The sequence below is a fragment of the Klenkia sp. AC732 genome (assembly GCF_979256525.1).
In genome coordinates, this window is sequence record NZ_CEEDOS010000013.1 from 74,612 (window position 1) to 95,400 (window position 20,789).

Consider the following 20,789-nt stretch of genomic DNA (forward strand, 5'->3'; position numbering starts at 1 on the left):
GCCGGGGTCAGGCGGCTCGGCTCAAGACCAGGCGAACGGTCGACGGCCACCAGCGGTCTCCACCCCGCGCAGTGGGCACGCCGTCGAGGGTCAGCCGGTCCGCGATCTCGGTCAGCGTCGCGCCGCCCTGGCGCAGCTCGACCACGCGGGCCGCGACGTCGCTGCTGATGGTGACGGGCCGGCCGACGTGGATGCCCTTGGCCTTCGCGGCTGCCAGGCCGTCCTTCGTGCGTTGGCCGATCATCCGGCGCTCGAGCTGTGCCACCGCCGCCATCACCGTTGCGACGAACTCGCCGGTGGGAGAGGACAGGTCCAACCCGATGTCGAGCACCACCAGGTTCCACCGGTTGGCCTTCGCCCGGGCGATCAGGGACGCGAAGTCCGCGACCGACCTGCTGACCCTGTCGATCTTCGTGGCCAGGATGGCGTCGGCCTGGCCGGACTCGACCAGCTCGACGGCTCGCGCCCACCCCTCGCGGCCCTCCAGGTGGGCCCCTGACAGCCCGGCATCCTCGGCCCAGGCGACGACCGTCCAACCGCGCGCCAAGGCCGCCAGGGTCAGCTCACGGCGCTGAGCATCCAGGCCGTGGCCGTCGTCTGCCTGCTCGCGGGTGGAGACCCGGGTGTACGCGACGACGCGCATCACCACGGCTCGCTATCCGGGTTGTCGGGGTCGACCGGCGGGCCGTTGCGCTCGTCGTAGGCGCCGTCCTCGGGCTGGTCGACGGGCTCAGGCTCGGTCATGCCTGGACTCGGAAGGCGATGCGGCAACCCTCAGCCGTGGCGTCGAAGCGCCGGACGGCCAGCTTCACTCCCTCGACTCGGCCAGCCGCATGTAGGTGACTGACGACGGTCTGTGCTTCGCAGGCGTTCTTGCGACCGGCGTACGGCGCCAGGCTGAACCGGCCCGGCAGGTCGTACCGCTTGCCGGTCTTGACGGCTTCGGCGACCAGCTGGACGAACGGGTTGGGCTTCGAGTTCTTGCGGGTGCTGGCGGGCAGCTCGGCGTCTGATGCGGGCTTGGTGCCGCTGGCGATCTGCTGGAAGTCGATCACGGGCGTGGCCTCCTTGTGTCGTTGCGAGACGGTTCCGCCTCGGAACGAACAATCGACCGCGCGATGAGGTTCGTCAATCACTAACCGTCCAGTTGCGGTAACTCGGCGTGATATCGCAGTTCGAGCGTGATGGGCTGGCGTGGCGCCCTGAGTGGGGGAGGGGAGCCGTGCGGGGCTGGGCGCGTGCTGCCTTCGCAATGGCTGACACCCGAGCACGTGTCATCGATTCGGGAGCCGTGACCGATACGGCCAGTAGCGCGGCGCACAGGATCGGAGGTAACCTGGGTCAACTGGCCGAGCAGGGCCGCGAAGTGAACTGGCGATCCGCCAACTAGCTTCGAGTTTGCCTGCAAGGCAAGGCAGGGCGCGATGCCCTGAGCGACGCCCATATAGCAACATCAGCAGTACGGCAGCCCTCGGGCCGCTGCTCGCAACTCACTGGCCTAGCGACTGTGAGAAGCGACCGGCGAACAACCCGAGGAAATGACCCGCAAAGGTCGCCGAGGCCCCTAGTCCTCACCTATATATGCTGCCGAGCACGGAAACTGCGGTCTTCGACAGATCCGCACTCGCTGGGGGTGTGGGCTGATGCGGAGAACCGATGGAGTGGCACCTGCTGGTCGCTGGCCTTCTTGGCTCGGGCGGCCTCGCGGCGGTTCTCGTGAAGGCTCTTCACGAGGGCGGTAGCCTTCTTCGTCAGCGCTCGGCTCAACAGCATCAGCGCTGGGCGTTCGAGGTAACCGGCGATCCGCGCGTGCTTCATCATGAGCTGCGGCCGCCGAACACCCCCGAGGCCCTGCCTGGGCCGCGTGTCATCGATCATTCGATTGACGATCAGCCATCTGAACCCACCGGGTTGAGGGGCGTGGTCGCGCGCCTCTTTCCGCATCGCTTGCGATGACCTGCCTGTTGGTTCGCACTACGCCAGGCCGTGCTGCTTCGTTACCCAGGAAGCCTTGATGCCAAGTGCGGTCAGAAGCGCCTTCTGGTCACCGTCGAAGTCTGGACCGTAGACAAGACGGTCGAACTTGCAACTCAGCTTGGCTTGAGGGGTCTTGACTGATTCTGAGGTACCAATCTCGTTCAACAAGAAATCCCGAAGTGCGACAACATCATCGGCCTCGTACCGACAGGAGACGCCGAAATCTAGGGCGACGGCGCGGTCCTCGGCCAACAGTTCCCGGAAGGTCTGGGTGCGCCGGTGCGCCAAGTCTCGCACTGCGTAAGGCTTGAGGGGAGTCGACCCGCTCAGTAGTGCGCGAGCATTCGCGGGCAGCCCGTCTGTATCAGCGACCGTGCCAGAGCTGCCGACACGTCCAGCGGCAAGAAGTGGGTAGTACACCGGCACATACTTCGCACCACGGAAAAGGCGCGGCAGAAGGTCCTTCAGGAGAAGGCTGGCGTTATGGTCGGTAGCGCCATTGAGCATGTCGCGCACAAGGTCCGCGCGGCTGAGCGCTCGATACCCCCTCTCGCCCAGACGTTCCATCGTCCCGATGCCGACAACGACCTCGATATCTTCGGGGTCGGCTCCTTCTTCCATCGGGAGCACGTGAACGCGCCCGGACGGTTCAGTAGAGAACGTCAGCTCGTAGACGCTCTCCCGCAGCTGCCGAAGCATTTTCACGGAGAATTTCTGCGGAAGTTCGCCAAGCATGTCGTAGAGCTGGGTGTAGTCGTCGCAGACGTACTCCCGGATGCTAAGCGTGTGGGGTTCGACGGTAAGGGAGCTGCGCGTGAGGGCCCCAACGTCGTCCGCGGATCGCGGGCGACGCACGAAGATGAGCTGGTCGTTCAAGACGTCGATCTGCTCAGGGGTCAAGCAGGTGATTAGGTTGCTGAGCATCCGGTTGATGTGAGGGTCACTGAGGCTGTACCCCAGGAACATCACTGGATGCTCAACAAGCATAGTGAGTAGCTTTGCAATCAGATACGGGTTTCGTTCCCAGTATGCGTCGTAATCCTCGCTTGTGAGAACCATCGACTTGGGATCAGTCACTGAACCATGGATTTTGTAGATCTCACCGATCGTCTGGGTCGTAGCAAAGAGGACGTCCTGCTGTCCTACGAACACCTCCAAGTCGGACAGCGTCTCATCAAAGATCGTGTCCCAGTTGGTTGTGACGACGGCGTGAGTGCGGACCCGAGACAAAGCGTCGAGTTCCGCCGTGACATCATCCTCGTTGATGTACTCTAGACCGCTAATGGCTTTCGCCATCTCGAACTTGAGAGGGTCGGCCTCTCGTTCGACCTCTGCCTGGAATGATGCCCGAGAATCCTCGTACTGGTCATCCGTGAACCAGATGTCATAGAACTTCTCTGCAATGAGTGAAGCAATCTGCGGCTTATCGTTCTTAGCGCGCCCGCGGTAGAAACTGATGGGGCGGTCGGTGAGGTCGGCGAACTGCTCCAGCAATCCATCCCAGTCTGGCGATCCGATGTAACGTCGCGACATCCCTGAGCCGACGAACAGCACCGGTAGAGCGTTCGCCGCGACCAAGACGTCACGCAGGGCAGCCAGGTGCTCAGGCATGGACTGGTCAGACTCGTTAGCCACGGCGTGACCGTAGAGCAGCGCACCGACAGAACCCCATCGCCGGGCCTGGTCTCACCGCGACTTGATCAGGTGCCACTCCATGCGGATGGGCAGGTCGACGGCGCCCGAGTGCCGAACGCACAGCCAGGCCCAGGGCAAGACCCGTATCGCGCCGCGATAGGTGAACGTCCGGTCGTTGGACGGGTAGATCGGCAACTCGTCGCGGAGCACGATCGAGCCCCGCACCGGCGTCGCCTCGTCGCTCGGGATCGACATCTTGCAGACGTAGCACTGAACCGGCTCCATCAGCTCCGGGTGCTCGCGCGCCAGGTGGCCCGCCATGCAGCCGGACCCGTGCCGATCCTCCGGCTTGCTGCACATCAGCCGGCCGGGGTGGTCGAGGCACAGGTACGCGCGGAGCTCGCTGTCCCGGCCCTGGCCCTTGACCGCGTGCCCAACGTTCGGCACGTAGGCCGCATCGACGGCATGGAGGCACGACTGAACGTGCCGACCGGACATGGCAGGGGAAAGAGCCTTCTCGGCCTGGGTGATCGCCTTGGCGCAGAGCCGGTTCAGCTCCGGAATCGCCAAGGCATTCTCCATCGCCGTGTCGACGTCGTACTCCAGGCCCTCGGTCTGCTCGGGGGTCAGGTCGTCGTAGTCGTCGCTCATGATCTGTTCTCACTTTCTGTGTAGGTGGACATGCGGTCATGCATCTCCACGTGCTCGTGGAGAAGTCGAAGGGCCCGGCGGCAATCGGCCGTGACCAGCTGAGAGGCCCCAGGAGTCCGGCCCCAGTAGTCGGCCATAAGGTTCAGCCAGTAGGCCCACCGGAGACGCTTGGTGGCGATCTCAGCCGCCGGAACCGAGGCCTCCGAGAAGGTGAGCCGCCAGTGGACCGGCCGACCGTCCCGGTAGCCGATGCCCTCCGCGCCGGTGACCCGGACCCCCAGCAGCTCGGACAGCTCCGCCAGGGGAGGAGGGCCCAGCGCACCGGTCATGGCGGTCGGCTCGGCGGCCGTCAGGGGCTCACCGGCGGCGGCTGCATCGATGTGGCCGCTGACGACCGACAACTTGGGAGACCCGCCAGCGACCTCGCGGGCCTCGAAGTCGCGCATCTGCTGCTTGAAGCGCGCTCCATCGCGTCTCTTGCCCATCATGGGTCCTTTCATCATGGTCTTCGGTGGATTGATATCTGCACGTCGGGCATCTGTACTTGCGTGCAGATCGGCGTACATTTGCTTCGGCGTACAGATGAGCGAACCCAGCAGAAACTGCTGGTAGATGGCCAGTCGGTGGATCTGCACCTGCGTACAGATCCACCAACAGAACCCTGTCTGGGGTTACGTAGTAACGGCCTAGTACAGATCGACCATCACGGCGAGATCGAGTAGAAGTCAGCCTTTCCACGCTTCTCGTGCGTCAAGACGCCCTCGGTCACGAGATCGGTGATTGCGGTACTCACCGTGGCGCGGTTGCCCTTCACGGCGGCGGCGATCTTTGTGGTAGGTCGCGGCTCATTGTCGGAAAGCAGAGTCAAAATCTCGGCCTTCTTCTTCTCGACCGCATTCATGCCCACCTGGGCCATGGCCGAGAGCGTCGCGATGTCATCGCCGGCGGACAGCGAGCACTGGACGTCGGCACCGCCGCCGGTGGACGACATCGAGAACTTGGCGACGATGTCTTTCTTGGCCGCCTCGGTGCCGCCCATGTTGTCCTTGTGCAGCCGCAGGACGGCCTGGCCGTGACGACCGCGGCCGAAGGGCGCGACGACCTCCATGCGATACATGGCGCCCTGCACGATGCCGGTCTTGCGGATCGACCCCATCGGCCTGGTCTTGTCACCGTGGCCCACGTGGTCGATGACCAGCACCGCGATGCCCGCGTCGGTGAACGGGTTGATCATGCGGCGGTAGACCGCCTGGATGTCCTGGGAGCTGTTCGGGTCCAGGCCCGTGGCGTCCAGCGCGCCGGTCAGCGAATCCATGACGACCAAAGACGTGCCAGGAGGAGGCGTGGGCGGCTCATCGCCCTCGGAGACGCTGCAGTAATACAGCCGCTCCACGACGTCGGCGTCGGGCACCCCCAGCGCCCGCATGCGGGCCAGCCACACCCGGACGGTCGTCTCGTAGTCGATGACCACGACGGAGTGCCCGGCGCGGATCTCCTCGGCGGCCGCCCACTGGGCAATCGCGGTCTTGCCGGAGCCGGGGTCGCCGAAGACGCAGTTGGGCAGGCCCGAGTAGAGCAAGAACCGGCCGTCCTGGCGCTGCACGACGTCGGGCACGATCGGAGTGAGCCCGTCGGCATAGATCGCGGCCAGGTCGACCCGCGGCCACTTCGCGCTACCACTGAGACTGCCCACAACTTCGTCGGCTCGCTTCTGGGCAAGGCGACGCATGAGTTCATTGCTGAAGATGCCGCTATCCGAAAGCTGATCCGTCGGGCCGGTCAGAATTCGCAGTTCTTCCGCGGTGGACTGGCGCTGCGGCCAGCTATCGTCGTTCACAGCGGATCACTTCCAATAGGCGAACCGTTAGGCGAGGACTGGCAGGCACTCGTCGACCTCGAAGGCAGCGGGACTCGGACTTCAGCCGTCCGGGTCCTGTTGTCGTTCGGCCTCACGAGGACATCCACTGCTTATGCGCCAGCGAGCGGTCACCGCGCGACCGACGCGGCTGGTGCAACGTCGCCAGCGACTCCGCCGTGAACAGGTCCTCGATGGGCCGTTCCAGCAGTTCAGCGGCACGCTTGCGCAGCTCGTGCGACGGCGGGCAGTAGCCGTAGATAGCCAGCCGGACGTGCGAGTAGGGGTGGACCCCGGTCAGCTCAGCGAAGACCGAGTGCGAGTAGCCGGCGGTCCAGATGATTTCGCGGATGGGCTGCGGGCCGAAGCGGTTGTAAGCCATCAAGGCTCCCTGGGTTCGCGGAACCCAGGGCAGGGCACAAGTGTGCCGCTGGGTTCCTGGTGTTCTTCCTCGGACCCAACGGCTACGTCGTTCGGTTAAGACAAATCTAGCCTAGTTGTTACCAATGTCTACCCCGGCGCGCGATCGAGAATGGCGTCGGTGTGTCATTAAGAGACGCGTCTTGCAAGAATGCTCTCTTACGTGTCGCTGACTGCGAGAAAAGTCAATCTTCGATGACTTTATGGATCAGCGCATGAGCGTGGTGACTTCATCCACCCGCTGCGCGCTGGTGACCTGCACGGGCTGGTTCGCGTGCATCCGCGTCAGCCAGAGCGCCGCGCGCTCGTCAGGAGTCAGCCCGGCCAGCGCCGCGTCATCGATGGCCGGAACGCCGTCCGGCAGCGTCTCGACCTTCCACTCGATGAAGGCACGGCGAGCCATGACTCTGGCTGCGTGCTCGGCCCGGCGTTCGGCCAGCTGGTCGACCGTCTCGCCGCGCTTGGCGGTGATGGTCGAGGTCATGTCGGACGGGTGCGGGTTCACGATGACGCGATCCATCATGTGTAGGAGCAGAGTTCGCCGCCAAGCCACGTCGTCCGCGTGCTCGCGCCATGCGTCATTCAGCGACCGCCCACCGGTGTCGAGTACGAACGTGGCCCTCTGCGTCGCGCTGAGCCGTCGCCGGTTCGCCTCGACGCGCTCGGTGATTCGGTCGCGCTGGCGGTTGTAGGTCGGCCGGTCGATGACGTCGTCGTACAGCTCGTCCTCAAGCCGGCGAAGGCGGCGCTCGTCCTCGCGGACGGCCTGCCGGAGTTCGTCATCCTCGGCCGACTCGTCGCGCGACGTCAGGCCATCTCGCACGGCCGGGACGTCGAGCACGGCCAGCACCTGGCGTACGACGAACGTCTCGGCAGCGTCAGAGTTGATCCGGATCCTCCCGCAGCCGTTCGTGATCGGGCTGCAGATGAAGGACACCCGGCGCTGGGTTGTGTCCAAGTTCTTCTTGACCGTGTTGCTCGTCAGCTTGGCTCCGCAGAGCCCGCAGACCATGAGGCCACTCAGCATGTACTTCTGAGCCGGAAGCCAAGACTGGCGAGTGGCGCGGTCGTCGTCGTTCAGCAGCGTGACCAGCCGGTCCCACGTCTTGCGGTCGAGGATGCCCGGCCACTGACCCGCGTGCTCCTGGCCTTCGTACAAGCGGATGCCGACCGTGTTGGGGCTCGTGAGGACTCGCTTGAGCGTTCGTGCGCCCCATCGCGCACCTTCCGGGCTGCGCTTGGTCGGGGCTGTCAGCAGGCCACGACCGTTGAGGGACATGCACACCGAGTAGAGGGTCTCGCCGTTCAAGATGCGGCGGGCCGACTCGCGCACGATGTCCGCGCGCTCGGGGTGGTGCTCCAGCTTGCCCTGTTCGCCCTTGGGCCCGACCCGCACGAAGCCGTAGGGGACCTGGCCGCCGTGCCACTCGCCTCGCTGTGCGCGGTGCCGCGACGCATCGGTGACGTTCGCACTGATCTCTTCCGCGTAGTAGGCGTCCGAGTTGGCGTCGTTCCGCAAGTCACGACGCACTGTGTGCTTGGACAAGTCGAGCAGCCCACGCCGAAACAGATGGAAGGTCGTCCCGCGCTCGCGGTGCAGGTCGAACAGCGCTTCCCACTCAGCCGGGCGACGGGTCAGCCGCGATGTCGAGAACGCCACGACAACGTCCACCCGGCCCGCTCGCGCCGCCGCCAGCATGCGTTCGTACCCGGGACGGCCGCGACGGCTCAGCGTGGAGGCGGACACGTCGTTGTCGCTGAAGAGCTCCACCACGTCGTACCCGTACTCGTCGCACAGGTCACGGCAGTCCCGCTCCTGGCGGTCGACACCGACCCGTCGACTTTCGGGGTCAGATGAGATCCGCAGGTAGATCGCGGCTCGACGTGGTGCTGTTGCGTTCATCACTTCGAAATTGTATTAGCTGCTACGCAACCTGCTGGCTGCGCTCAACACCGGGCACGACGGGGGCTGCGGCACCCTGCACGTCAACCGGGCCGCCGACCTGCCGGCCCGGCTGGAGGCGCTCGGGGTGGCCGCCGGGCTGGACCGCCTGGCGGTGCACAGTCAGGCCGCCGCGGCGCTGGCGGTGGTGGTGCACCTGCGCCGGGGGCCCGCCGGGCGTCGGGTGGACGAGCTCGGCGTCGTCCGCCGGGTGGGCGAGCTGGTCGAGGTGGTGCCGGGCTGGCGGGCCGACGGCGGCGCGGTGCCGGGGCGCCCGGAGCTGGTCCGGCTGCTGGGTGCACCGTGAGCGCCGGCCTGCTGTGCCTGGCCGCCGCCCTGGTGTGCTGGCCGCGGCCGACGGCACGTGTGGTGCGCCGGCTGGGCCGCCGCGGCCGCCCGGCGCGGGCCGTGCTGCCCGGCGGGTGGACGCTGGCCCCGCTGGGGGGCCTGGCGGCGGCGCTGCTGGCCACCCCCGTCGTCGGGCTGCTGGTCGCCGGCTGCCTCGCGGTCGCCCTGCGTGCCTGGCGACGGCGGGCCGGGGACCGCGACCTCGACAGGCAGGTGCGGGCGCTGGCCGAGGCGCTGGGTGTGCTGGCGGCCGAGCTCCGGGCCGGGCGGCCGGCCGAGGAGGCCACCCGCACCGCGGTGGCGGCCTGCCCGCACCCGGTGGTCGCCGGGGCGCTGGCCCCCGCGCTGCGCAGCGGGGCCGTCGACGACGCGGTCCCCGAGGCATCGCGCGCGGTGCTGGCCCGGGTCGCGGCCGCCGCGGTGGTCAGTGCCCGGACCGGGTGCTCGCTCGCCGCCGTCGTGGGGGCGGCCGAGGACGACCTGCGGGCCCGGCTGGCGACCGCGGCCGAGCTCCGTTCGGCCGTGGCCGGGCCCCGGGCGTCGGGTGTCGTGCTGGCCGGGCTGCCGGTGCTGGGCCTGCTGATGGGCGCCGGGGTGGGAGCCGACCCGTGGCGGGTGCTGACCACCACCGGCACGGGCACGCTGCTGCTCGTCGCGGGGGTGGGTCTCGAGGTGGCCGGGCTGGCCTGGACCGGCCGGCTGGTCCGTCGGGCGGCGCGCGCGTGACCCCGGCGGTGCTGCTGTGCCTCGCCGCGGCGCTGCTGCTCTGGGCGCCCGCCCGGCACGTCGGGGCCGACCGGCTGCGGCGCCCTCCCGCCCCGGGCGCGACCCTGCCCACCCCGCCGGCCGGGCTTCGGCGGCGCTGGGTGGTGGCCGGGGTGGCGGCCGCCGCCGTGCTGGCCCTGGGCGGCGTCGGGCCGGGCACGGTCGTCGTGGCCGGCGCGGTGGCGGTCGGCCTCGAGAGGTGGCAGCGGCGGGCCGCTGAGGGTCCGGGGGGCGACGCGGACGCCCGGCGGGTGCGCGCCGACCTCCCGGTGGCCGCCGACCTGCTGGCCGTCTGCCTGTCCGGGGGCACCCCGGTGACCGGGGCGGTGGCGGCGGTCGGTGCCGCGGTCGGGGGCCCGTTGGGTGGTGCGCTGGACGACGTCGCCGGCCGGCTGCGGCTGGGCGCGTCGGCCCGCGTCGCCTGGGCCGACGTGCCCGAGGGGGCGGCGGCGCTGGCCCGGGTGGTGGTGCGCGCGGGGGAGTCCGGGTCCGCCGTCGTCCCGGCGCTGCAGCGGCTGGCCGCCGACAGCCGGGTGGCCGAGCGGGCGGCCACCTCGGTCGCGGTGCAGCGGGCGGGGGTGTGGGTGCTGGCCCCGCTGGGGCTGTGCTTCCTGCCGGCGTTCCTGTGCCTGGGCGTCGCGCCGTTGGTGCTGGGCATCGCCGCGGACGTCTTCGGGTGAGCACGGACCACGCGGGGGCGCTGGCCGTCGTCCCCAACGCAGGGCGTCGTCCACAGGACCTGCGGGGAGGCCCCGGCCGGACCCGCCGGCACCCAGGCTCGGACCGTGCCCCGAGAGCCGGGACGCAGGGAGGACGAGACGGTGGACGAGCAGCAGACGGTGGACGGGTACGACAGCTCGGGGACGGCGACCGCGGGGCCGCTCCGGCGGGGGTGGGCCCGGCTGACCGCCGACCCCGAGGAGGGCATGAGCACCGCGGAGTACGCCGTCGGCACGGTGGCGGCCTGCGCGTTCGCAGCGGTGCTCTACCAGGTGGTCACCGGCGGGTCCGTGGTCACCGCGCTGACCGGCCTGGTGGCCGACGCCCTCGCGACGCTGGGCTGAGGGCGTGGCCGGCCGGCGGTGGGCCCGCCGCGCACGGGACGAGCGGGGGATGGTCACCGCCGAGACCGCCGTCGTGCTCCCGGTGCTGCTCCTGGTGCTGGCCGGTGCGGTGGCCGCGGTCGTGGTGGTCGGCGCCCAGCTGCGCTGCGTGGACGCGGCCCGGGAGGGTGCGCGGGCCGCGGCGCGCGGGGAGAGCAGCGCCCTCGTCACGTCGCTGGCCGGCCGGGCGGGTCCCGACGGCGCCGTGGTCACCTCGACGGTGACCGGGGACCAGGTCACCGTGACCGTCTCGGCACGGGTCCAGCCGCTGGGACCGCTGCCGGTGGCGGTGACCGTGTCCGCCACGGCGACCGGGTTGGTCGAGCCCGGCGTCGGGGGAGCACCCCCGTGAGGGACGACGACGAACGCGGCTCGGCCACCGTCTGGGTGGTCGCGCTGGCGGGCCTGCTGGCGGCGCTCGGTGCGGTGACCGTGCTGGTCGGTGCTGCGGTGGTGGCCCGGCACCGGGCGACGACGGCCGCCGACCTGTCCGCGCTGGCCGCGGCCGGGCGGGCGGTGCTCGGCGACCCGGCGGCCTGCGTCACCGCGGGGGAGGTCGCCGCGGCCAACGGGGCGGCACTGACCTCGTGCGTGGTGGCCGCCGACGCGGTCGCCTCGGTGGAGGTGTCGGTCCCGGTCCGGCTGGGGCCGCTGGGGGTGACCGCCGCCGAGGCCCGCGCCCGGGCGGGCCCGGTCCCGCCGGGCACCGACACAGCGACCGCGGCCGGCCGGGAGCCGGGTCAGAAGACCAGGTCGTCCTCGTCGGGCCGGGTGTACCGGTCCTCCGCGGCGTCGGCGTCCTCGGGCCCGGACTCCGGCGCGGCGTCCTCGGGGTCGGCCGGCGCCTCCTCGGGCCACGGCACGGCCTCGTCCGGGCGCACCGCGCGCGGAGGGCGGACCGTGGTCACCGGCGGTGGGGCGCCGAGGGAGCCGCTGAGCCGCTGCCTGCGCCGCAGTGCCCGGGAGTGCGCCGAGGAGGTCGCCGCGCGGGCCAGCGCGTGCGGCCCGCCCAGGCCCCGGGGGTCGGCAGCCGCCGGGTCCCCGGCGTCGTCGCTGTCCTCGTCGCCGGTGTCCCCGGCGGCGGCCAGCTCGTCGAGCACCACGTCGAGCACCCGGACCGCGCCGGCCTTGTCCAGCGGGTCGTTGCCGTTGCCGCACTTGGGGGACTGCACGCACGAGGGGCAGCCGGACTCGCACTCGCAGCTGGCCACGGTCGCCCGGGTCGCGGTCAGCCAGCGGCGCAGCACCGCGTGCCCGCGCTCGGCGAAACCGGCGCCGCCGGGGTGACCGTCGTAGACCACGATCGTCGCGGCGCCGGTGTCCGGGTGCAGCGCCGTCGAGACCCCGCCCAGGTCCCACCGGTCGCAGGTCGCCAGCAGCGGCAGGATGCCGATCGCAGCGTGCTCGGCGGCGTGCAGCGAGCCGGGCAGCTCCAGGTCGTCGAGCTCCGCGCGCGCGATGGCCCGCTCGTCGAGGGTCAGCCACACCGCGCGGGTGCGCAGCTGCCGGGCCGGCAGGTCCAACGGGAACTCCGCCAGCACCTCGCCGGTGCCCAGCCGCCGCCGCTGGTAGGCCACCACCTGGTTGGTGACGTCGACGGTGCCGGTGTGGGCGGTGACCGTTCCCAACCGGCGGGTGGTGTCGATGTCGACGATGGACAGGTCGGTGACGTCGCGGGCCACCGTCGTCCACTCGGGGCTCTCGGGGTGCACGGCCGCGCAGGCGTCCTCGACGTCGAGCTCGTCGACCACGTAGGTCTCGCCGCGGTGCACGTACAGCGCGCCCTCGTGGACCGCGGAGTGCGCGGCATCGCCGTCGACGGTGCCCAGCAGCCGACCGGTGGAGCCCTCGATGATCGACACCGGCTCGGCCCCGGAGCCGCGGATGTCGACGTCGGGCCGGCCCCGACCGGCCCAGTACCAGCCGGTGGGCCGCTCGCGCAGCTGACCGGAGGCCACCAGCTGGTCCAGCGCGGCGCGGGCGGCGTCGCCACCGAAGTCGGCCAGCTCGTCGGCGGTCAGCGGCAGCTCCGCGGCCGCGCAGCACAGCTGTGGCCCCAGCACGTAGGGGTTGGTGGGGTCGGTGACGCTGGCCTCGACGGGCCGGCCGAACACCGCGCGCGGATGGTGGGCCAGGTAGTGGTCCAGCGGGTCGTCGCGGGCGACGAAGACGACCAGCGACTCCCGCTGCGCGCGCCCGGCACGCCCGGCCTGCTGCCACAGCGAGGCCAGCGTGCCCGGGTAGCCGGCCAGCACGACCGCGTCCAGGCCGGCGATGTCGATGCCCAGCTCGAGGGCGTTCGTCGTCGCCACCCCGAGCAGGTCCCCGGCCGACAGCGCACGCTCCAGCTCGCGGCGCTCCTCGGGCAGGTAGCCGCCGCGGTAGGACTCCACCCGGCGCACCAGGTCGGTGCGGCCGCGGTCGGTGAGGATCCGGCGGGCCTGGTCGGCGACGGACTCCGCCGACCGCCGGGAGCGGACGAAGGCCAGCGTGCGGGCGCCCTGCTCGACCAGGTCGGCCAGCAGTCCGGCGGCGTCGGCGGCGGCCGAGCGACGCAGCGGTGCCCCGTGCTCACCGGTCTTCTCCGTCAGCGGCGGCTCCCAGAGCGCGAACGTCGCGCCCGGGCGGGGCGAGCCGTCCTCGGTGACGGCGGCGACGGGCGCCCCGACCAGCCGGGTCGCCGCCGTCGCCGGGTCGGCCACGGTCGCCGAGGCGAGCACGAAGACCGGGTCCGCGCCGTACCGGCGGCAGATCCGTCGCAGCCGGCGCAGCACGTGCCCGACGTGGGAGCCGAAGACCCCCCGGTAGGCGTGGCACTCGTCGACGACGACGTAGGCGACCCGCCGCAGCGTGGAGGACCAGCGCTGGTGCCCGGGCAGGATCCCGCGGTGGACCATGTCCGGGTTGGTCACGATCCAGCGGGAGTGCCGCCGGACCCAGTCGCGCTCCTCCTGCGGGGTGTCCCCGTCGTAGGCCGCCGGGCGGACCGAGGGGTCGGCCAGCGCGGACACCGCCGCGAGCTGGTCCCGGGCCAGCGCCTTGGTCGGGGCCAGGTAGAGCACGCACGCGCGGTCGTCCTCGGCCAGTGTCGACAACGCCGGCAGCTGGTAGGCCAGCGACTTGCCCGACGCCGTCCCGGTGGCGACGACGACGTGCTGCCCGGCGTGCGCCAGCTCGGCGGCGGCGACCTGGTGGGCGTAGGGCTCGCGGACGCCGCGGGAGACCAGCCGGTCGCGCAGGTCCGCCGGCACCCAGGTCGGCCAGGCACCGGTGCTGGCCTCGCGGACCGGGAGCCGGTGCACGTGGGTGACCGGGGAGTCCTCCTCGGGCGTGCCGGTCAGCAGCGCCTCGAGCAGCTCGTCCCCGGGGAGCCCGTCCACGGCAGCCGGACGGGAGGCGGACGACGTCACCCCTCCACTGTCACACCTGTCGGCAACCAGGCGGTGACGGGGCGGATCTGTGGACGCCGTCCCCGCCTGTGGACGACGGCCGACGGGGCGCGCTCCCGGCGGACACCGTCTGTCCTGCCGGGCCCGACCGGGGCCCCATCGAGCAGGAGACACCCGTGCCCGACCTCGTGACCGTGCAACTGGACGACGCCGACGCCCTCGCCGGCCAGCTGGGTGGCCTGGGCGCCGAGCTCGCGGCCGAGGGGTCGGCCACCCGGGGGGAGGGGGCCCGTCTCGGGCAGGCGCTCAGCGGGCCGGCCGGCGAGCACCTGGCCGCAACGGGGCTGGGCTGGGGCGGGCTCGTCGAGTCGCTGGCGGCCCGCACCCAGGACCTCGCGACCGTGCTGACCGGTGCGGTGGCCTCCTACCGCGCCGTCGACGCGCTGGTGTCCGAGCGGGTCGGGGCCGGGCCGCACGCTGCGATCGCCCGATGAGCGGTCCGGTCGGGCTGGCCGCGATCGAGTCCTGGGACCTGCCCGCGCTGCAGACCGCCGTCGGTGGGCTGTCCGGGGTGCCCGAGTCACTGGGCGCCTGGCGGGTGCGGGTGGACTCGCTGGCCGAGCTGCTGCGCTCCACGCCGCTGTGGTCCGGCCCGGCCGCCGACGTCGCGGCCACCGCACTGGTCGAGCTGTCCACCACCGCCGGCCAGGTGCAGGCGGCGCTGGCCGGCAGCGCCGACTCGCTGGGCGTCGTGGTGACCCAGGCCGGCGCCGCGCAGGAGGCGGCCGCGTCGGCACGCGGCTGGGCCGCGTCCGGGCCGGTCGCCCTGTCCGACGACGGCCTCGTGCCGCCGATCGCGACCGCCGCGATGGCCGAGGACCAGCTGACCGCCGTGGCCGACCGCGAGCACGCCGCCAGCCGGGCCGAGGGCCACGCTCGCGAGGCCTTCACCGCGGCCGCCGCCGTGCTGGCCGCCGCGGGGGCGTCGGCGGAGACGCTGGTCGTGGCCGGTGTCGGAGGAGCAGGGCCGGTCGGTTTCGGCGACGTGGCCGCCGCCGCGGCCGCGGCGGTGTCCGCGCCCCCGGTGCCGCACGTCGACCCGACCGGCGCGGCCACCTGGTGGTCCGGGCTGAGCACCGCCGAGCAGCAGGCCGCGATCGTCGCTAACCCCGCCGGGGTGGGCCGACTGGAGGGCCTGCCCGCCTGGGCGCGGGACGAGGCCAACCGCAGTGTGCTGGCCGCGACCCTGGCCGACCCCACGGCACCCGGCCTGGCCGAGGCCCGGGCGACCGCCGCGCAGCTCGCCGTGGTCGAGGCGGCGGGCCAGACGGCCCAGCTGCTGCTCTTCGACCCGGTGCGCGGTCTGACCGCCCTGTCCGCCGGGGACCTGGACACCGCGCAGGCCGTAGGCGTGCTGGTGCCCGGGATGCTGACCTCGGTCACCGGGGACCTGGACGGCATGACCGGGGACGCGCTGAGCGTGCAGTCCCTGGCCCAGGCCGCCGCCCCGGGCCTCGCCGTCGCCACGGTGGCGTGGCTGGGCTACGAGACCCCGCACCTGGGCAACGTGCTGTCCCCGCGGCGCGCGGTCGTCGGCGGCCCTGACCTGGACCGGGCCCTGGACGGCCTGGCCGCCTCTCGCGCCGCGGGCGCGCTGGCGTCGGGCCCCGCCCTCCCGCGGACGACCCTGGTCGCCCACAGCTACGGCACCCTGGTCGCGGGGGAGGCGGCCCGCGCCGACGGCGAGCTGGCCGCCGACGCGTTGGTCCTGCTGGGCAGCCCGGGTGTCGGGGCGCACGAGGCGGGTGACCTGGAGGCCGACGAGGTCTTCGGCGCCTGGACCCCATTCGACCCGGTCTCGACGTCGGACTGGTACCAGGGCAGTCCCTTCGACGCGGGCTTCGGGGACACCGCGCTGCCCACCACCCCGGTGCAGCTGCACACCGAGTACTACAGCCCCTGGTTCCCGACCGTGGAGGCGATCGCCGAGGTCGTCGCCGGGACGCGGCGGCCGGACTGAGGGGTCCATCGACGGGTCCACCGACGGGCCGGGCCGGGAGGGCGGCGCGCCCGGGTCCGCTCGTCTCCGGCGGTCCCGTCGGCACCGTGGCCTACCGTGGCGCACGCCGAGCGGGCCGGAGCCACCGCCCTCCCGGTGCCCGGGTCGGTCCCGGCGCCTGCACACAGCAGCACCCGACAGGAGTCCCGTTGCCCACCAAGACCGCGAAGACCACCCCCGAGTCCGCCGAGGGCGGCAAGGCCACCCCGCCGCGCAAGCGGACCGCGGCGGCCTCCGGGGGCAAGCCGCTGGTCATCGTGGAGTCGCCGTCCAAGGCCAAGACGATCGCGGGCTACCTGGGCAGCGGCTACGTCGTGGAGGCCAGCGTCGGCCACATCCGGGACCTGCCGCGCAACGCCGCCGACGTCCCCGCCGCGCACAAGGGCGAGTCCTGGGCCCGCCTGGGCGTCGACGTGGACAACGGCTTCCACCCGCTCTACGTGGTGAGCCCGGACCGCAAGCAGCAGGTGGCCAGGCTCAAGTCGCTGGTCAAGGACGCCTCCGAGGTCTTCCTGGCCACCGATGAGGACCGCGAGGGCGAGGCCATCGCCTGGCACCTGGTCGACACCCTGCAGCCCAAGGTCCCGACCCGGCGGATGGTCTTCCACGAGATCACCCCGGAGGCGATCGCCCGGGCCCTGGCCAACCCCCGCGAGCTGGACACCGCGATGGTCGACGCCCAGGAGACCCGGCGGATCCTGGACCGGCTCTACGGCTACGAGGTCTCCCCGGTGCTGTGGAAGAAGGTGCTGCCCAAGCTGTCCGCCGGACGCGTGCAGTCCGTCGCCACGCGCATCGTGGTCGAGCGCGAGCGGGCCCGGATGCGCTTCACCGCCGCGGACTACTGGAGCCTGTCCGGCGTCTTCGACGTCCAGGACGCCGCCGCGGTCACCGACGAGGGCGAACCGACCAGCCTGACCGCCAAGCTGGCCAGCGTCGACGACCGCCGGGTCGCCACCGGCCGGGACTTCGAGCCCGACACCGGCACCGTGGCCAGCGACGTCGTGCACCTGGACGAGGCCGGCGCCCGCGGGCTGGCCGCCCGGCTGGAGGGCCGCCCGGTCGAGGTCGTGCGGGTGGACCAGAAGGACTACCGCCGCCGTCCCTACGCCCCGTTCACCACGTCCTCGCTGCAGCAGGAGGCCGGCCGCAAGTTCGGCTGGTCCTCCCAGCAGGTCATGCGCACCGCGCAGCGGCTGTACGAGAACGGCTTCATCACCTACATGCGCACCGACTCGACGAACCTGTCCGAGACGGCGCTGCGGGCCGCCCGCACCCAGGCCCGCGAGCTGTACGGCGACGCCTACGTGCCGGCCGAGCCCCGCCGCTACTCCAAGAAGGCCAAGGGCGCCCAGGAGGCGCACGAGGCGATCCGCCCCGCCGGTGACTCCTTCCGCACCCCCGGTCAGCTGGCCAGCCAGCTGGCCCGCGAGGAGTTCCGGCTCTACGAGCTGATCTGGCAGCGCACCGTCGCCTCCCAGATGTCCGACGCCGTCGGCAACACCGTCAGCATCCGGCTGGCCGGCACCTCGACCACCGACGAGGCCGTCACCTTCACCGCCAGCGGCCGCACGATCACCTTCCCCGGCTTCCTGCGGGCCTACGTGGAGAGCCGCGAGGAGCACGAGGTCGGCGACGCCGACGACGCCGAGAGCCGGCTGCCCCGGGTCACCCGCGGTCAGCTGCTGGACACCCGGTCGCTGGACGCCAAGGGCCACACCACCTCACCGCCCGCCCGGTACACGGAGCCCTCGCTGACCAAGGCGCTGGAGGAGTTCGGCATCGGCCGGCCCTCCACCTACGCCTCGATCATGCAGACCATCCAGGACCGCGGGTACGTCTGGAAGAAGGGCTCCGCCCTGGTCCCGACGTTCATCGCCTTCGCGGTGGTCAACCTGCTCGAGCAGCACTTCGCGGCGCTGGTGGACTACGAGTTCACCGCCTCCCTGGAGGGCGAGCTCGACGAGATCGCCGGCGGCACGCTGCGCCGGGTCGACTGGCTGACCGAGTTCTACTTCGGTGGCGAGGGCGGGCACGCCGGCGGCATCGCGGCCTCGGGCGGGCTCAAGTCCGTCGTCGGCCAGCGGCTGGAGGAGATCGACGCCCGCGGGGTCAACTCGATCCCGCTGCGCGCCACCACCTCCGACGGCAAGCCGGTCATGGTCCGGGTCGGGCGCTACGGCCCCTACCTGCAGGCCGGCGGCGAGGACGGCGCCCGCGTCTCCATCGCCGACGACATCGCCCCCGACGAGCTCACCCCCGAGAAGGTCGAGGAGCTGCTCAACGCGCCCTCCAGCGACCGCGAGCTCGGCAAGGACCCGGAGACGGGTCAGACCGTGCTGGTCAAGGCCGGCCGGTACGGCCCCTACGTCACCACCGTGGTCCCCGAGGACAGCAAGGAGTCCCCGCGCACGGGGAGCCTGTTCGCCTCGATGTCCCCGGAGACGATCACCCTCGAGGACGCGCTCAAACTGCTGACCCTGCCCCGCACGGTCGGCGTCGCGCCCGACGGCGAGGAGATCCAGGCGCTCAACGGCCGCTACGGGCCCTACCTGAAGAAGGGCACCGACTCCCGCTCCATCGAGGGCGAGGAGAAGCTGTTCACCACCACGCTCGAGGAGGCGCTGGCGGTCTTCGCCCAGCCCAAGCAGCGCGGTCGGGCCGCGGCCAAGCCGCCGCTGCAGGAGCTGGGCCCCGACCCGGTCACCAACGGCCTGGTCACCGTGCGCGAGGGCCGGTTCGGGCCCTACGTCACCGACGGTGAGTCCAACGCCAGCCTGCGCAAGGGCGACGACCCGCTGACCATCACCCTGGAGCGGGCCGCCGAGCTGCTCGCCGACCGGCGCGAGCGGGCCCCGGTGAAGAAGAAGGCGGTCCGCAAGACGACCGCGAAGAAGACGACGGCCAAGAAGACGACCGCGAAGAAGACGACGGCAGCCAAGACCACGGCAGCCAAGACGACGGCAGCCAAGACCACAGCGGCCACGGCGAAGAAGACGACCACGGCCAAGAAGACGACCGCGAAGAAGGCCGCCCCGCGGACGACCACCGGCACCGGCGTCGTCCCCGCGGGCGGCAGCTGACCGGACAGGACGACGGGGGAGCGGCAGGCGTGACCGACGGCGAGTTCGACCAGGCCGGCTGGGACGCCCGCCGCACCTCCTTCGGCTCGGTGGCCGCGGACTACGCGGCCCTGCGCCCGGGCTACCCGGCCGACGCGGTGACCGCGCTGCTGGGCGAGCGCCCGCTGCGGGTGCTCGACCTCGGTGCCGGCACCGGGCTGCTCACCGACCAGCTGCTGGCGGCCGGGCACGAGGTGGTCGCCGTCGACCCGTCCGCCCCGATGCTCGCCCAGCTCGGCGCCCGGCTGCCGCAGGTCACCGCTCACGTGGGCGGGGCGGAGGCGCTGCCGGTGCCCGACGCGAGCGTGGACGCCGTCGTCGCCGGGCAGGCCGCGCACTGGTTCGACCCCGCGCCGACCGCCGCGGAGCTGCGCCGGGTGCTGCGGCCCGGCGGGGTGGTCGGCTGGGTCTGGAACACCCGCGACCTCACCGTCCCCTGGGTCCGCGCCCTGGAGGGTGACCTGGGCGACGAGCTCCGTGGCCAGGAGGCCGACCAGGCCGTCGTGGACGCCTTCGCAGCCGCCCTGCCCGCCGACGTGGCGATGCACCAGTCCGGCGTCGTGCAGCGGCAGACCCCCGAGCAGGTGGTGCTGGGCATCGGCACCCGCAGCCACGTGGCCACCATGTCCCCGGCCGAGCGGGAGCGGTTCCTGGACGGTCTGCGCGACCTGCTGGCCCGGCACCCGGACACCGCCGGCCGTGAGGTGCTGGAGCTGTCGTACGTGACGCGGGCCTACCGGCTCGTCCCGCGCTGACCCACCGCGAACACCCGCCGGAAGGGCAGCAGCGTGGTGCCGTCCGGCCGCGGCGGGTAGGCCGTGCGCAGGGCGTCGGCGTACTCGGCCTCGAACCCCGGGGCGTCGTCCCCGAGGGCGGCCAGGACCGGGCGCAGCACGGACCCGCGCACCCAGCCCAGCACCGCGTCGGGTCCGGTGAGCACGTGCAGGTAGGTGGTCTCCCAGGTCCGGGTGGCCAGGCCGGCGGACTCCAGCACGCCCAGGCAGCCCGCCGGGTCGAGCACGCTGTCGGTGGTGGGTGCCAGGGCGCCGGCCCGGTCGGACCACCGCGGGTCCCGGCACAGGTCGGCCAGCAGCGCGTGGGTGGGGGCGGCGTGGTTGCCGGGGACCTGGAACGCCAGCCAGCCGCCGGGGGCCAGCGCCCCGGCCCACTCCACGACGAGCCGCGGGTGGTCGGGCACCCACTGCAGAGCGGCGTTGCTGACCAGCACGTCGACCGGGCCGGCCGGTGTCCACGTGGTCAGGTCGGCGGCCTCGAACGTCACCTGCCCGGGGACGGCGTGCTCGGCCGCGGCGGCCAGCATGGCGACCGAGGCGTCCACCCCGGTGACCCGGGCGCCGGGCCACCGGGCAGCCAGCGACGCCGTCAGCTCCCCGGTGCCACAACCCAGGTCGACCACCACGGCCGGGTCGACCTCGCCGATGCTGGAGACCAGGTCCCGGAACGGCTGGGCCCGCTCGTCGGCGAAGCGGAGGTACTGCGGCGGGGACCAGTCGGCGGGCACG

General features: G+C 72.1%; 20 protein-coding genes and 1 pseudogene. 11 read left to right on the plus strand and 10 right to left on the minus strand.

Features of this window, described 5'->3' with window-relative positions:
* Window positions 1–7: 7 nt before the first annotated feature.
* Entirely contained in the window at window positions 8–643 is a 636-nt protein-coding gene (locus tag AC0IVP_RS08365) for a recombinase family protein (protein WP_471755856.1), read from the minus strand.
* Window positions 644–740: 97 nt separating this feature from the next.
* Window positions 741–1,055, minus strand: coding sequence for a hypothetical protein (locus tag AC0IVP_RS08370; protein ID WP_471755858.1), 315 nt, complete (start codon window positions 1,053–1,055; stop codon window positions 741–743).
* A 601-nt stretch (window positions 1,056–1,656) separates the two neighbouring features.
* Between AC0IVP_RS08370 and AC0IVP_RS08375 the strand changes: the two genes are divergently transcribed.
* Window positions 1,657–1,956 carry a hypothetical protein gene (locus tag AC0IVP_RS08375; RefSeq protein ID WP_471755860.1) on the plus strand — a complete coding sequence of 100 codons (300 nt, stop codon included), beginning with the start codon at window positions 1,657–1,659 and terminating at the stop codon, window positions 1,954–1,956.
* An 18-nt stretch (window positions 1,957–1,974) separates the two neighbouring features.
* On the opposite strand, the gene AC0IVP_RS08380 is transcribed toward AC0IVP_RS08375, so the two are convergent.
* From AC0IVP_RS08380 to AC0IVP_RS08405, 6 genes are all read right to left on the minus strand, one after another.
* Complete coding sequence (locus AC0IVP_RS08380) at window positions 1,975–3,612, minus strand: SIR2 family protein (protein ID WP_471755862.1); 1,638 nt, start codon at window positions 3,610–3,612, stop codon at window positions 1,975–1,977.
* Between the two features lie 51 nt (window positions 3,613–3,663).
* On the minus strand, window positions 3,664–4,263 hold the full coding sequence (locus AC0IVP_RS08385) for a hypothetical protein (protein WP_471755864.1): 600 nt from the start codon (window positions 4,261–4,263) through the stop codon (window positions 3,664–3,666).
* Entirely contained in the window at window positions 4,260–4,898 is a 639-nt protein-coding gene (locus tag AC0IVP_RS08390; protein ID WP_471755866.1) for a hypothetical protein, read from the minus strand. Before AC0IVP_RS08390 ends, AC0IVP_RS08385 begins: the two co-directional genes overlap by 4 nt.
* Window positions 4,899–4,966: 68 nt before the next feature.
* The gene (locus AC0IVP_RS08395) at window positions 4,967–6,100 is read right to left on the minus strand and encodes a hypothetical protein (protein WP_471755868.1); all 1,134 of its coding nucleotides are present in this window, start codon (window positions 6,098–6,100) and stop codon (window positions 4,967–4,969) included.
* A 112-nt stretch (window positions 6,101–6,212) separates the two neighbouring features.
* A complete protein-coding gene (locus AC0IVP_RS08400) occupies window positions 6,213–6,500 on the minus strand; it encodes a hypothetical protein (protein WP_471755870.1) in 288 nt (95 codons plus the stop codon).
* Window positions 6,501–6,746: 246 nt separating this feature from the next.
* A complete protein-coding gene (locus AC0IVP_RS08405; protein ID WP_471755872.1) occupies window positions 6,747–8,441 on the minus strand; it encodes a recombinase family protein in 1,695 nt (564 codons plus the stop codon).
* Window positions 8,442–8,475: 34 nt separating this feature from the next.
* Here AC0IVP_RS08405 and AC0IVP_RS08410 point away from each other — a divergent pair, with 34 nt between their 5' ends.
* From AC0IVP_RS08410 to AC0IVP_RS08435, 6 genes and pseudogenes are all read left to right on the plus strand, one after another.
* Complete coding sequence (locus tag AC0IVP_RS08410) at window positions 8,476–8,787, plus strand: ATPase, T2SS/T4P/T4SS family (RefSeq protein ID WP_471755898.1); 312 nt, start codon at window positions 8,476–8,478, stop codon at window positions 8,785–8,787.
* Window positions 8,784–9,554 (plus strand): type II secretion system F family protein, encoded by a 771-nt coding sequence (locus AC0IVP_RS08415; protein ID WP_471755874.1) that lies wholly within the window; start codon window positions 8,784–8,786, stop codon window positions 9,552–9,554. Before AC0IVP_RS08410 ends, AC0IVP_RS08415 begins: the two co-directional genes overlap by 4 nt.
* Window positions 9,551–10,273 (plus strand): type II secretion system F family protein, encoded by a 723-nt coding sequence (locus tag AC0IVP_RS08420; RefSeq protein WP_471755876.1) that lies wholly within the window; start codon window positions 9,551–9,553, stop codon window positions 10,271–10,273. Before AC0IVP_RS08415 ends, AC0IVP_RS08420 begins: the two co-directional genes overlap by 4 nt.
* Window positions 10,274–10,414: 141 nt before the next feature.
* Window positions 10,415–10,657, plus strand: a complete 243-nt coding sequence (locus AC0IVP_RS08425; RefSeq protein WP_235564714.1) for a DUF4244 domain-containing protein — start codon at window positions 10,415–10,417, stop codon at window positions 10,655–10,657.
* 49 nt (window positions 10,658–10,706) lie between these two features.
* Window positions 10,707–11,048 (plus strand): TadE family type IV pilus minor pilin, encoded by a 342-nt coding sequence (locus tag AC0IVP_RS08430; protein WP_471755878.1) that lies wholly within the window; start codon window positions 10,707–10,709, stop codon window positions 11,046–11,048.
* Window positions 11,045–11,377 (plus strand): annotated as a pseudogene (locus AC0IVP_RS08435) (Rv3654c family TadE-like protein); the annotation flags it as partial. The gene AC0IVP_RS08430 and the pseudogene AC0IVP_RS08435, both read left to right, overlap by 4 nt.
* Window positions 11,378–11,436: 59 nt before the next feature.
* On the opposite strand, the gene AC0IVP_RS08440 reads toward AC0IVP_RS08435, so the two are convergent.
* A complete protein-coding gene (locus AC0IVP_RS08440) occupies window positions 11,437–14,106 on the minus strand; it encodes a DEAD/DEAH box helicase (RefSeq protein ID WP_471755880.1) in 2,670 nt (889 codons plus the stop codon).
* A gap of 155 nt (window positions 14,107–14,261) precedes the next feature.
* Here AC0IVP_RS08440 and AC0IVP_RS08445 point away from each other — a divergent pair, with 155 nt between their 5' ends.
* The 4 genes from AC0IVP_RS08445 (at window position 14,262) to AC0IVP_RS08460 (ending at window position 20,021) form a co-directional block, all read left to right on the plus strand.
* Entirely contained in the window at window positions 14,262–14,579 is a 318-nt protein-coding gene (locus AC0IVP_RS08445; RefSeq protein ID WP_082556772.1) for a hypothetical protein, read from the plus strand.
* A complete protein-coding gene (locus AC0IVP_RS08450) occupies window positions 14,576–16,105 on the plus strand; it encodes an alpha/beta hydrolase (RefSeq protein WP_471755882.1) in 1,530 nt (509 codons plus the stop codon). Before AC0IVP_RS08445 ends, AC0IVP_RS08450 begins: the two co-directional genes overlap by 4 nt.
* Before the next feature lie 188 nt (window positions 16,106–16,293).
* Window positions 16,294–19,227, plus strand: a complete 2,934-nt coding sequence (gene topA / locus AC0IVP_RS08455) for a type I DNA topoisomerase (RefSeq protein ID WP_471755884.1) — start codon at window positions 16,294–16,296, stop codon at window positions 19,225–19,227.
* A 29-nt stretch (window positions 19,228–19,256) separates the two neighbouring features.
* The gene (locus AC0IVP_RS08460) at window positions 19,257–20,021 is read left to right on the plus strand and encodes a class I SAM-dependent methyltransferase (protein WP_471755886.1); all 765 of its coding nucleotides are present in this window, start codon (window positions 19,257–19,259) and stop codon (window positions 20,019–20,021) included.
* Here the strand turns inward: AC0IVP_RS08460 and AC0IVP_RS08465 are convergent.
* On the minus strand, window positions 20,000–20,788 hold the full coding sequence (locus AC0IVP_RS08465) for a methyltransferase domain-containing protein (RefSeq protein WP_471755888.1): 789 nt from the start codon (window positions 20,786–20,788) through the stop codon (window positions 20,000–20,002). The genes AC0IVP_RS08460 and AC0IVP_RS08465 overlap by 22 nt on opposite strands.
* Window position 20,789 lies beyond the last annotated feature (1 nt).

What these genes read in the sequence shown, in the direction of transcription:
- AC0IVP_RS08365 (WP_471755856.1), bottom strand. Translation starts at nt 643, where the DNA reads ATGCGCGTCGTCGCGTACACCCGGGTCTCCACCCGCGAGCAGGCAGAC.
- AC0IVP_RS08375 (WP_471755860.1), top strand. Translation starts at nt 1,657, where the DNA reads ATGGAGTGGCACCTGCTGGTCGCTGGCCTTCTTGGCTCGGGCGGCCTC.
- AC0IVP_RS08385 (WP_471755864.1), bottom strand. Translation starts at nt 4,263, where the DNA reads ATGAGCGACGACTACGACGACCTGACCCCCGAGCAGACCGAGGGCCTG.
- AC0IVP_RS08400 (WP_471755870.1), bottom strand. Translation starts at nt 6,500, where the DNA reads ATGGCTTACAACCGCTTCGGCCCGCAGCCCATCCGCGAAATCATCTGG.
- AC0IVP_RS08405 (WP_471755872.1), bottom strand. Translation starts at nt 8,441, where the DNA reads ATGAACGCAACAGCACCACGTCGAGCCGCGATCTACCTGCGGATCTCA.
- AC0IVP_RS08430 (WP_471755878.1), top strand. Translation starts at nt 10,707, where the DNA reads ATGGTCACCGCCGAGACCGCCGTCGTGCTCCCGGTGCTGCTCCTGGTG.
- AC0IVP_RS08450 (WP_471755882.1), top strand. Translation starts at nt 14,576, where the DNA reads ATGAGCGGTCCGGTCGGGCTGGCCGCGATCGAGTCCTGGGACCTGCCC.